Source organism: Psychrobacillus sp. Z3-81 (assembly GCF_056620325.1).
Genome location: NZ_JBWQPU010000002.1, coordinates 17,581 through 30,022, shown reverse-complemented (window position 1 = coordinate 30,022; position 12,442 = coordinate 17,581). Strand labels below are relative to the sequence as shown.

The following is a 12,442-nucleotide window of genomic DNA, read 5'->3' as shown; positions in this document are numbered from 1 at the left end:
AGTATTAGTGCGAGAAAGAGTGAGGTCTGGCTTTAAGCAAGTAAAAAACAGCCACCCTACTCTAGGATGACTGTATATATCAAGGATTCAGTTGATTTAAACTACTGTTGTTTTCTTATTCTTAAGCTTCCGGTATAAATTAAAAATAATAAATGTGAAGAAAAATAACATAACGCCAGACAGATTAAATTCTAGATATACCTTTAAAAAATCAGTAACAGAATTTAAAGCGTAAGAACCACTTAATAACATGGTTGGAAAAATAGTAAGTAGCATGGCAATATAATGTACAACGACTTGTTTTAAAAAGCTCCATTTTTTTATCTGATAGATGACACTAGCCGTTCCGAAAAAAAATAGGATTAAACCATTAATTAGAGTGTCGTGCCAATGACCAACCAACCCGTTCGCTCCCACGGAGAATATTTGCAGTACCAAAAATAGAGCTACTCCCCTTATCAATCCTTTTTTCAATAATTGCATAATAGCCCACTTTCTTCATTCAAGAGATTATTTCATTCATATAAGCTTCTATTGGTAGATGTAATTCTCCATCTTCAAATCTGTAATCTAAAAGATAAATTTTAAATAGAAAACTACCTAACATAAAGAGGATCTGAAATGTTAGGGCAATACATCCCCAAAAGGCTCCTTTTATAGCACCTTTAAACGCTTTAGATACGTGAATCCTATACATTCCATGTTTTCTCCTCTTTCTATAAGATTTTAAAAAAGTGATATCCCAGCCCAAACAAAGCTCCTAGTATTCCCACTACGATGGATGTAGTGCCTTCTAATTTTCTGTTTTTCTTTTTTCGAAAATAAAAGCCGACAACAATAAGCACTAGACAATTCAGTAGCAATATAAAAAGTAAAATAGGTTTCATTTATCCACTCAATTCAGGATTTTATTTTGTTAAAAACACCATATTTATATAATACGGTAAAATCCAATTTATTCCTTCTAACTTATCAAAAGTACTAATAAAAAATAATATATAATGAAACTTTTATAATAATTGGAAAGTATAGGTAGATAAACTCTCGTTCAACCAGAATTTGTTCTCGGGTAAAGGTATTTTATTCTGGGTATGATTGGTGGAAAGGCTTGGTCAATAATCACTTGGCTATTGGTTGAGGCGTTACTCTCGGATAAGTAAGGCTTATTCTCGTTCAGCCAAACAATATTCTCGGATAGACCACTTTTACTCTCATTTAGGCCAGTTACTCTCGTTCAAGCAAGATTTATTCTCGGTTAGGGTTACTTTACTCTCGGTTATGATTGGGGAACTGCATGGCCAGTGACCACTGGAGATAGAACTAATAGTTGAAAAAGGAGATTATGGACATGAATATCACAAATAAAGCTATAAATCTGGTTTTTATTCTACTATTAATACTTGTTTTATCAGCCTGTGAGGAAACAGAACAAGCGAAAGAAGATACAAAGATGAAAAGTGAACAAATAGCTGAAGATATTACTTCGGAAAATGAACCACCCAATGGAGAATCAAATACGGAAAATAACCTACAGGATATCACTTATTCTTTTACAAACCCAAATACTGGTCAAGAGTTCGCTATCCTTCATGCTTATAAGCTGTATGATGACTATTTTAAAGCTCTAGAGGAATATCCCGATGAATCACCACACCAATTATTTCAACAGTTGATTAGTGACCCCGTTTTTGATGCATGTTTTAAAAGTGATAGTTATAGATTTAGTGTATTTGAGTGGGTTCCGGAAGAAAGTAAATATGAAAATATTAGAAAACAAATTGAAGCAGTTGATCTAAAACATCTCAATAATATATTCGAAGAATCTCTTATCAAATCATCAGATATTCTACCGTCAGAGGAGAAAACAACAGTTTGTGTATTTCCTCAAGATGAGAGGTTTCCATCTGATATGATGCTCATTGGATTGGGGAAAATTATCGTATTATTACTTGGTCCTGATGATGATTATTATCCTCGTTCTTTTTACTATTCAAGTCATTTTGAAGACAATAGCAGGTGGGGCCTTGCCCATGAATATCATCATAGTGTTTGGTCCGAAAAACATGTGACAGAAGATTATTTTATGACTGTTTTAGATAATATGATTATGGAGGGGTCTGCGATAATGTTTGAAACCTTGGTATATCCCGATACAAATAGTAAAGATTGGGTGCTTGACGAAAGCTTTAACAAAGAATATTGGAGGATCATTGAAACATATCTTGCGAGTGGGAGTACTAATGATTTTATACTAGGAGGATATAGAGGTTTACCCGACTACTATGGCTACAGTGAAGGCTATAAAATAATCAGATCCTATTTAGAATTACATCCAGATATGACGGTAGAGGAATGGACCTCCAAAAGCCCAAAGGAAATATTTGAAGAAAGCAATTACATCTCAAACTACGAATAGAATTTGAAATACAAAATGCGAAATCGAGAAACCGATTTCGCATTTTTTTAATGTGTTAAAGCTTCCTTCATCACATAGTCGTTTACTTTCTTCGCTGCTTCTTGGCCTTCTTTGATTGCCCAGACGATGAGGCTTTGCCCTCTTCTGGCATCTCCTGCTGTGAATACACCTTCCACATTAGTGGAGAAGTCTTTAGAATTGGCATGAAGTTTTCTATTTACTACGTTTACACCAAACTGCTCCGCTAGCGTAGTTTCTGGACCTTCGAAGCCGATTGCTACAAAAACATATTGGGCAGGCCAGACTTTTTCGGTTCCAGGGATTTCTTTGAAGAAATGAAACCCATCCTCCCCTAGCACCTTTTCCATTTGTATTGTGTGTAGCTCTTTCAGATTGCCGTTTTCATCTGCGACCATCTTTTTCGTTTGAATCAAGTATTCTCTTGGATCCTTTCCGAACTTAGCCAGTGCTTCTTCATAGGCGTACTCTAGCTTAAATACGTTGGGATCTGTTGGCCACTGGTTATCCTCTGCTCGTGTGAAAGGTAGCTGCGGATGCTTCCCGAACTGCACGACACTTTTACATTTTTGGCGGACAGCCGTTGCTACACAGTCTGCACCAGTATCTCCCCCCCCAATGACGATGACATCCTTACCCTTTGTATCGATAAATTGTTTATCTTCAAAATTAGAATCTAACAAGCTCTTTGTCGTTGTAGTCAGATATTCCATTGCAAGATGGACGCCTTTTGCATCGCTGCCGTCCATATGAAGTGCGCGCTGTTTTTGGGCACCAATACATAAGACAACTGCGTCATACGTTTGCTTTAATTCGTCGGCAGTAATATCTTTTCCTACCTCTGTATTTAATACAAAGTCGATTCCCTCTTGCTGGAGAAGCTGAATTCTTCTTTCCACTACGTCCTTCTCCAGCTTCATGTTTGGAATTCCATACATCATGAGTCCGCCAGCTCGGTCTGCTCTTTCAAAAACCGTCACCGAATGTCCCGCTTGGTTTAAATCATCCGCACATGCCAAACCAGCTGGGCCTGAACCGATAATGGCGATTCGCTTGCCAGTTCTTTGGGTTGGAATTCTAGGCTGAATCCATCCGTTTTCAAATGCCTTATCAATGATTGCACGTTCAATGTTTTTAATAGAGACTGCTGGTTCCGAAATAGCAAGCGTACAGGATCCCTCGCAAGGAGCAGGGCATACTCTTCCTGTAAACTCTGGGAAGTTATTGGTTAGCATGAGACGTTCCAGTGCCTCCTGCCATTTCCCCTTATATACCAGGTCGTTCCATTCTGGAATAAGATTATTAATTGGACAGCCAGCGGAAGTCCCACGAATTTCGATTCCCATATGGCAGAAGGGCGTGCCACAATCCATGCAGCGGGCACCCTGTCTGCTTAATGCGTCATCGGTTAATCGATTGGCATACTCCCCCCATTTTTTTAATCGTTTCAGAGGAGCTTCTTCTTTTCCTTTTTCTCTTTCATATTCCATAAATCCAGTTGGTTTACCCATATAAGAGTCCTCCTCTCTATTTCTTTCCAATCATCGCTTGCTTTTTCTCCTGCTTTGTAGAGGTCAGTAGGAAGGCTTGCATTGCTGCCTCTTCATCTGTCAGTCCGCTCTCCTTATAGGAGGTGATTTTTTCTAACATCATCTTATAATCGTTCGGTACAACCTTGACGAAGCTCTTTACAGCCACTGCCCAATTATCTAGTATCTCCATCGCTTTTGTACTCTGCGTGTAGTAATAATGATCCATGATTAATTGGCGTACAGCATGCTTTTCGTCTCTCGTTTCGATACGTTCGAAGCCAATCATTTCTTTATTGCATAGATGCTTTAATTCCTCTATGTCCTCCATTAGAATATAAGCAATTCCTCCAGACATCCCGGCGCCAAAGTTCTTCCCTACTTCTCCTAAAATGACAACTCTTCCGCCAGTCATATACTCACAGCCATGATCCCCGATGCCTTCGACCACGACGTCTGCTCCACTATTTCGTACGGCAAAACGTTCCCCAGCTCTTCCATTAATAAAGGCTGTTCCACCTGTCGCACCGTATAGCGCAACATTTCCTGCTATCACATTTTGCTCTGCTTTCCCTTTCAAGGGAGAAGTGGCAATCAGCTTCCCACCAGACAAGCCTTTCCCAAAATAGTCATTGACATCGCCGTCTACATACATCGTCATCCCTTTTGGAGCAAATGCCCCAAAGCTTTGACCAGCTGCCCCTTTAAAGCGTAGGGTGATTGTATCCTCTGGTAAGCCCCTCGCTCCATATCGTTTAGAGATTTCACTACCTATGATGGTGCCTACCACACGGTCTGTATTTGCGATTGGAAGCTGGAGGTCCACCTTTGTCTCCTGTTCAATCGCCTTTTGGACTTTAGGTAAAAGAACGCGCATATCCAATGACTTCTCTAACTGATGATTTTGTGGCACTGCTTTTGTTCTTTGTCCCTCTATCTGATAAAGAAGCGGTGACAAGTCTAATTGCTTTGCCTTCCAGTGTGCCTTCGCTCTTTCACTCACCTCTAACACATCTGTTCTACCGACCATTTCCTCCACTGTTCGGAAGCCAAGCTTCGCCATGTATTCTCGAACCTCTTCTGCAACGAATCGCATGAAGTTGACCACATGGTCCGCAGCTCCTGTGAATTTATCACGCAGCTCTGGGTTTTGTGTGGCAATCCCCACTGGACAAGTATCCAAGTGACAGGCTCTCATCATGACACAGCCCATAACAATCAGTGGGGCAGTAGCAAAGCCAAACTCCTCCGCTCCAAGTAATGCAGCCATCACGACATCCTTACCGGTCATCAGCTTGCCGTCTGTCTCTAGAACAACCTTTTCTCTTAAGCCATTTAGCATCAGTGTTTGATGAGCCTCTGCCAGTCCTAGCTCCCAAGGTAATCCAGTATGCTTGATACTCGTTTTCGGAGACGCTCCTGTGCCTCCGTCATAGCCGCTGATGACAATAACATCTGCTGCGCCTTTTGCAACTCCCGCTGCTATAGTCCCAACACCAGACTTGGCAACAAGCTTCACGCTGATCCTTGCTGCTCTGTTCGCATTTTTCAAGTCATGAATCAGCTGTGCCATATCCTCAATGGAATAGATATCATGATGTGGCGGCGGTGAAATGAGTCCTACTCCTGTAGTAGATCCTCGCACATCTGCCACCCATGGATATACCTTGTTCCCTGGGAGCTGACCACCTTCTCCAGGCTTTGCCCCTTGCGCCATTTTAATTTGCAGCTCGTTTGCCTCGACTAAGTAATGGCTGTTCACGCCAAAACGTCCTGAGGCTATTTGCTTAATCGAACTTCTTCGACTATCTCCATTTGGATCTGTCTGGTAGCGAGCAGGGTCTTCTCCACCCTCTCCACTATTGCTTTTCCCACCAAGTCTGTTCATTGCAATGGCAAGCGTCTCATGTGCCTCCTTGCTAAGAGAACCAAAGGACATGGCCCCTGTCTTAAATCTCTTCACGATGGAGTCCACAGATTCTACTTCATCAAGCGGAATTCTCTTTTTATTTTCCTTAAAGGTTAACAGGTTGCGCAGGAAGCCAACTCGTTCCTCGTTCGCCATCTCTGCATATTGTCTATATAACCCAAAATCTCCTCTTCTCGTTGCCCATTGAAGCGTATGGATGGTTTTCGGATGGAAGGCATGATGCTCTCCGTTGCTTCTCCACTGAAAGTCACTGCCCGAGTCTAGAGAATCCTTCGAGGACTCAAGCGCTAGAGCATAGCGTCTGTAGGCCTCTTCTCTTATTGTTTGAAGGTCGATTCCTCCAAGCTGGGAGATCGTTCCTGTGAAATAAAGATCAATGACTTCCTTCCCTATACCGACAGCTTCAAATATTTGTGCACCACGGTAACTTTGAATCGTAGAGATACCCATCTTGGACATGACCTTTACGACACCATCCGCAATACCCTTACTGTACTTTCTCACTACTTCCTCGTAGCTACTGTCCAAATGTCCATCGGTAATGGCTTCAGCTAGTGTCGCATATGCCAAGTAAGGGATGACTGCGTCTGCACCGTAGCCAATTAAAGCCGCAAAATGGTGTACCTCTCTAGCCTCACCAGATTCTACAAGGATGCTAACCTTCGTCCTGTTTCCTGTTCGAAGAAGGTGCTGATGTAAATGACTAGCAGCTAATAGAACAGGAATGGTTGGTCTACTGCCCTCCAGCTTATCCGAAAGAATGAGTAAAGAAATGCCTTCCTCTATTAATCTATCTGCTTGTTGGGATAATCTATCTAAATCATTTTTTAAATCTTCGGACATCTCTATCGATATAGTTGCTGATGGAAAATCCTTCATTAGAAGTATTTCCTCTAGCTGACCATTTGTCAGGATTGGATGGTCTAAATAAATTCGCTTGCTATTTTGCACCCCTGGCTGTAAAAGATCACCCTCTGCTCCTAGCATCGTCATCGTAGACGTCACAATATGCTCTCTGATAGAGTCAATTGGCGGATTGGTAACCTGTGCAAACAGCTGCTTAAAATACGTAAATAACGATTGCGGTCGGTCTGATAGCACTGCAAGTGGTGTATCATTCCCCATCGAACCGATCGGATCCTTCCCTTCCTTCGCGAGCGGAAGCATATATTTATGAATATCCTCGTACGTATATCCAAAAGATTTTTGACGGAATAAAAGATCGTCCGGTCTTTCTTCCTTTTCTTTTGATACTTTTACTGAAGTGAGGTTATCCTCTAACCATTCTGCATATGGCTGAGCAAGCGCCATCTCTGTTTTTATTTCCTCGTCCGAAATAATTCTTCCCTGCTCTAAATCAATCAAGAGCATTCTTCCAGGGCTAAGTCTTTCCTTATATAAAATATTCTCTTCCTCGATGTCGACAACCCCTACCTCAGAGGAGAAAATAATCATATCGTCCTTTGTCACATAATAACGTGCTGGACGGAGACCGTTTCTATCTAAAATCGCACCAATTTGCTTCCCGTTAGTGAAAGAGATAGCAGTTGGTCCATCCCAAGGCTCCATTAAGCTACTATGATATTTATAAAATGCCTTTTTTTCTTCGCTTATATGTGGATTTTCACTCCATGGTTCAGGAATCATCATCATTGCTGTATGAGCAGGACTTCTACCAGCTAACACAAAGAATTCAAAAGCGTTGTCCAGCATGGAGGAATCGCTTCCGTTCGAATCAATAATAGGAAGTAGCTTCTCTAGGTCATCTCCAAATGCTTCAGAAATAAACTGCTGCTCTCTCGCCTTCATCCAGTTCACATTACCTCGAAGCGTGTTGATTTCCCCGTTATGCACGATATATCTGTTCGGGTGTGCTCTCTCCCAGCTAGGGAAAGTATTTGTGCTATACCTTGAATGCACAAGTGAAAATGCAGAGGTAAACAGCTCATCCTGTAAATCTAAGTAGAACTGGTCCACTTCCGCTGGTGTTAGCATTCCTTTAAAGACGATTGTTTGACTGGAGAGACTGGAGCAATAGAATTTTTTACCTTCCTGCTTTGCCCAATGCTCTACCTGTTTTCTAATCACATATAGTTTTCTTTCAAATGACTGATAATCTAAATTTTCTGTCCGTTTAATAAATACCTGTCTAACCACTGGAGCAGTTTCTCTAGATGCTTTACTAAGTATGCTTGCATCGGTTGGTACGGTTCTCCAACCCAGTAGCTCTTGCCCTTCCAGTGAAATTGTATCATTTATTTTTTGCTCGATCGCTTCTCGTTCATCTTGGTCTTCTGTAAAAAATAACATTCCTACTGCATATTGACCTTTTTCAGGTAGATGCCACTCACTGCAAACTACACGGAAGAAAACATCCGGTATTTGAACCATTAGTCCTGCTCCGTCCCCTGTTTTGCCATCACTTCCCCTGCCAGCTCGATGGTCCAAGCGACATAACATTTCTAATCCCTTTTTGACTACATCATGTGAAGCAGCACCTTTTATATTTGCATATAAACCTATCCCACATGCGTCATGCTCGAATGCCGGGTTATACATTCCTTGGGCTTCTGGTAACTTATGAAATGTCATGTGTAAAACCTCCATCTTCTAAAAAAGTGTCTTAGGAATATTGTAGGTTTCCAAAATAATATAAACAATATATAATTTGGATATAATTCATCTAATAATGAGATAGGTTAGGAGGAAACCATGGAAATCAGGCAGTTACGATACTTTATAGAGGTAGCAGAAAGGGAGCATATTTCTGATGCTGCTGTCCATTTACACGTGGCTCAGTCGGCAGTCAGTAGACAGATTTCTAACTTAGAGGAGGAGCTGGGAGTGGAGCTTTTTGAACGAATTGGCAGAAATGTAAAGCTGACACCTATAGGGAAGATTTTCTTAGAGCATAGCATTTCCGCGCTACAGGCAATTGATTATGCCAAAAAGCAGATTGATGAATATTTAGATCCTGAGAAAGGGACAATCAAAATCGGATTTCCGACAAGCTTGGCCGGTCATCTGTTACCAACGGTCGTCTCTGCTTTTCGAAAGGAGCACCCGGATGTAGCATTCCATTTAAAGCAGGGCTCCTATGAGCAGCTTATCGATGCAGTGAAAAATAGAGAATTGAATCTCGCCTTCTTAGGACCGCTTCCCCCTAAGGATCATACGATCGATACAACGATTCTATTTACGGAGAATTTTTCAGCACTCGTTCCTTCTTCACACCCTTTTTCTAAGCGACCATCCGTACCACTTATTGACTTTCGAGAAGAGGACTTTGTTTTATTTCCAGAAGGCTATATTTTACACAAAACCATCGTGGACGCCTGCCATTCTGTTGGATTTACACCTAAAAATGCCTCCGAGGGAGAGGACATGGATGCAATCAAAGGGCTTGTAGCTGCAGGCATCGGGGTAAGTATTTTGCCAGAGAGCACGTTCTATGATTCCATTCCTAGATTTACAACAAAAGTTCCAATTTCAAGTCCACCAATTAGAAGAACAGTCGGGATGATTAGGCCGTTAACGAGAGACCTTTCTCCATCAGAAAAGGTTTTTCATGCATTTACCGTGCAATTCTTTTCGAGGTTAAATCAGTATCAATAGAATAAGTACATGGAGTGGGTATCCATGTACTTTTACCTTATATCCATTTTTTATAGAAGGTCACAAAATTGGCAACCACCTGATCCAAGAACATAATCGTGCTTTCATCTGTAAGTTCTCCTTGGTCATTCAGCTTTGTATGGATAGAACCGATGTATACCTCATTCGCTGGCAAGAGCCTTGGCAGAAGAGCAGGGTTTGATAAAATTTCTCGAAGGTGTTGCTGCGCTCTAACACTACCTAGGTTTCCCATAGAGGAACCTACGATGAAGGTCGGTTTATCCACTAGCTCATTTCCACTCCTGGAAAGCCAGTCGATTGCATTTTTTAACACTCCTGGAATCGAGAAATTGTATTCTGGTACGGCAAAAAGCACTGCATCTGCATTGCCAACCTTATTTTTAAATTCCTGAGCACCCGCTGGAGGCTTATCCTCTATGTCTGAATTAAATATTTCCACCTCTTGAATAGACACGAGTTCGATATCGAGTTTATCTGCATATCGGCTTTTCATATATTCGACCAACTTACGGTTATAGGATTCCTTTCGATTGCTTCCAATGATTGCTGCTACTTTGATTGGCATCTTCATATCTCCTTTTCTCTAGAAAATTTTATTCCTTCTTGCAGGATACTTACAACGTGAGTTATTCCCGTCATGACGAACGATAAACTTATCTCTATTCACAAGTCTGCTTTTTCAATGTGTATTCTTTATTTATCGGCAAATAAAAAAGACGCCCTAGCATGGCGCCTTACTAAGATTCATCTATTTATCACCTTAATTTTACGAGCATACTCTTTTCCGTTTTTTTCACTCACCCATACCTTCACAATCATTCCATTATATAGCTCTTCTGCACTCCCGCCTAACCAAGTGATACCTGTCACTTCCGTATCATTTGAAAAGTATACTTCCGGAGTGAAAGGTTCTTCTTCTGGGTTTACTTTTAAGGGAAATAGAATAAATTTGCTTTGTGATAAATTGCCTATTTCACCATGGTAATCAGATTTTAAAGACATTAGAAGAATACCAGCAACAAGCAGTAGGACAACCGGTAAGATCAGACGCTTTAATTTTTGCATAATACATCCCCATTCTCCATTATGTTTGCCTGCTTAATTAACGCGATTGCATTACTCAACATGAATACCCTCATTGCAATAAATTGTACCGTTCCATTAATTTATCCTTCTAATGTTGTCGTTCTCTATACTATAGACGCCATTTCCTTCTGTAGCTTCAAGATGTCCATTTAAGAGGTAAACACAAGTGCACTCATCAATGCCATAATTACGATGATCTTTAAATTTATTCACCGAGTTCCTTAAATGATTTTCATCATTCCATTGGGTAAAGTGTACCGCAATCAATACTTCAGCTATTAATCCTAATCCCTTTCTGTATTGAGTTTCGTTTTGTTCGTTATCTTTAGGGGAAATATTACAATGCTCTGGACATATTAAAGCTCCTGCCGAAAAACCAGCAACAGGAATTCCTAATTCATAGCTTTCTTTTATAGTATTGGAAATGGCAGTATCCACTATATAGTCAGCGTATAAATTCGTATTCCCTCCACCAATAATAATTCCTGAACTATTTTTTAAACAATCTACCACCTTTTCCATAGGAGTTGAAGGAAGGGGTAGATAGTAGAAATCAGTTAATCCTAATTCCTCCAATTCTTGTGTATATGTTGGCATGTATTGTTCCCATCCTTCCCTTTCTACAAATAAAATGGAGACAGGAGTATTCTGGGCCGATGCTTTTATTACAAACTGCTTAGCCATCTTACCTGTGAATGGAGGACCGCCTCCAAAAAGAAATAAATGTTTATCCATCATTTCACCTTCGTTTTCAAAGAGTACTACCATTTGTTTATAGCAAAAAACGTTCCTAAGGACGCTAATGGCTTCTTTACATCCACTTAAATAAGTAATGTTATTTTTTTACTTTCATTAATAAAATAATCAATAACCCAATAATGACACTATTATTTATTTGTCCCGCAATGATTGGCGCATCTTCAAAAAAATAAATCATCAACACCGTGTAAGCAATTATTCCGATGAAAAAAAAGGCTAACCATTTATCATTATTCAGTAGGAACATTCTCTCCTGATAGATACTATTTAATAAATAGGATCACATAGCTCCACTAAAACATCTGCTGGAGTATTTTCTGGTCTTTGATAAAATTCTAAGCTCCATTTTGTCGTTACACGTTTCAAATTATTGTCGGCTATCCATTGATGTAACGTTTCGTAGCTGTTCATGATTTCATAATTTGGTCCATCGTGTATAATAGTTGCATACTTTTGTGAAGGTATCGTAAGCGTAACCATCCCCTCCGGAATATCGAAATATTCAGACACCTGTACACAAACCCAATAGCCATCTTCTTTTTCTGATGGTGCATCCACTATAAATGCACCTACTTGATTACCTGCATGCATCGTATTTTTAATTTCAGACGTTCTATCCTTTAGTATAGCTGCTGCTTTTGGTATCTCTACTGGATATTGATCCCCTTCACAGACGACATGAAATCCTACTAAATGGAGATCACCTAATTCTTTTATTACCTTTTCTACATTCTTTGTATGAGTCATGTTATGAATTCCCTTCCTCCCTATGCTATTTTCCAACAAAGTACACAACAAAGATTAATCCATTTAAGACTAACGCCGTAAATGGGATCACACCAAAAATAGCGGAGATAACTAACTCCTTTTTAATTCTATTTGAATTTGCTTTCAGCAGACTAATAAAAGAAGATATTAATATAACAAAGATTAGAAGAGTTCCGATGAACAAGAAGCTTCTATTCAATTCACCAGAAATTCTCGCAAAGTCTTCTATAAAAAACACTGCTACAAATCCAACAAGGCCTAAAATTAAGGAAGCAATGATCCATTTCTTAAAGTTATTTA

11 protein-coding genes are annotated in these 12,442 nt (G+C 40.1%); 2 read left to right on the top strand and 9 right to left on the bottom strand.

All coding sequences use genetic code 11. The annotated features are described in order from the left end of the window. Positions 1 to 96: 96 nt before the first annotated feature. Positions 97 to 483, bottom strand: a complete 387-nt coding sequence (locus AC1ECF_RS02200) for a DUF3021 family protein (protein WP_480387757.1) — start codon at positions 481 to 483, stop codon at positions 97 to 99. Positions 484 to 1,348: 865 nt separating this feature from the next. Here AC1ECF_RS02200 and AC1ECF_RS02195 point away from each other — a divergent pair. Then, positions 1,349 to 2,416, top strand: coding sequence for a DUF2268 domain-containing putative Zn-dependent protease (locus tag AC1ECF_RS02195; RefSeq protein ID WP_480387756.1), 1,068 nt, complete (start codon positions 1,349 to 1,351; stop codon positions 2,414 to 2,416). A 47-nt stretch (positions 2,417 to 2,463) separates the two neighbouring features. Here AC1ECF_RS02195 and AC1ECF_RS02190 read toward each other — a convergent pair whose 3' ends face one another. Beyond that, complete coding sequence (locus AC1ECF_RS02190; protein ID WP_480387755.1) at positions 2,464 to 3,945, bottom strand: glutamate synthase subunit beta; 1,482 nt, start codon at positions 3,943 to 3,945, stop codon at positions 2,464 to 2,466. Between the two features lie 16 nt (positions 3,946 to 3,961). Then, positions 3,962 to 8,485: a glutamate synthase large subunit gene (gene gltB / locus AC1ECF_RS02185; RefSeq protein WP_480387754.1), complete on the bottom strand. Its 4,524-nt coding sequence runs from the start codon at positions 8,483 to 8,485 to the stop codon at positions 3,962 to 3,964. Positions 8,486 to 8,605: 120 nt separating this feature from the next. On the opposite strand from gltB, the gene gltC reads away from it, so the two are divergent. Then, positions 8,606 to 9,508 carry a glutamate biosynthesis transcriptional regulator GltC gene (gene gltC / locus AC1ECF_RS02180; protein WP_480387753.1) on the top strand — a complete coding sequence of 301 codons (903 nt, stop codon included), beginning with the start codon at positions 8,606 to 8,608 and terminating at the stop codon, positions 9,506 to 9,508. 37 nt (positions 9,509 to 9,545) lie between these two features. Here the strand turns inward: gltC and AC1ECF_RS02175 are convergent, their stop codons facing one another. From AC1ECF_RS02175 to AC1ECF_RS02150, 6 genes are all read right to left on the bottom strand, one after another. Further along, positions 9,546 to 10,094 carry an NADPH-dependent FMN reductase gene (locus tag AC1ECF_RS02175; RefSeq protein WP_480387752.1) on the bottom strand — a complete coding sequence of 183 codons (549 nt, stop codon included), beginning with the start codon at positions 10,092 to 10,094 and terminating at the stop codon, positions 9,546 to 9,548. A gap of 179 nt (positions 10,095 to 10,273) precedes the next feature. Next, positions 10,274 to 10,594, bottom strand: coding sequence for a hypothetical protein (locus AC1ECF_RS02170; RefSeq protein WP_480387751.1), 321 nt, complete (start codon positions 10,592 to 10,594; stop codon positions 10,274 to 10,276). A gap of 96 nt (positions 10,595 to 10,690) precedes the next feature. Continuing rightward, a complete protein-coding gene (locus AC1ECF_RS02165) occupies positions 10,691 to 11,350 on the bottom strand; it encodes a Type 1 glutamine amidotransferase-like domain-containing protein (protein WP_480387750.1) in 660 nt (219 codons plus the stop codon). Positions 11,351 to 11,450: 100 nt separating this feature from the next. After that, complete coding sequence (locus AC1ECF_RS02160; RefSeq protein WP_480387749.1) at positions 11,451 to 11,621, bottom strand: hypothetical protein; 171 nt, start codon at positions 11,619 to 11,621, stop codon at positions 11,451 to 11,453. Positions 11,622 to 11,641: 20 nt separating this feature from the next. Continuing rightward, a complete protein-coding gene (locus AC1ECF_RS02155) occupies positions 11,642 to 12,121 on the bottom strand; it encodes a GyrI-like domain-containing protein (protein ID WP_480387748.1) in 480 nt (159 codons plus the stop codon). Between the two features lie 25 nt (positions 12,122 to 12,146). Next, positions 12,147 to 12,380 carry a hypothetical protein gene (locus tag AC1ECF_RS02150; RefSeq protein WP_480387747.1) on the bottom strand — a complete coding sequence of 78 codons (234 nt, stop codon included), beginning with the start codon at positions 12,378 to 12,380 and terminating at the stop codon, positions 12,147 to 12,149. Positions 12,381 to 12,442: the final 62 nt, after the last annotated feature.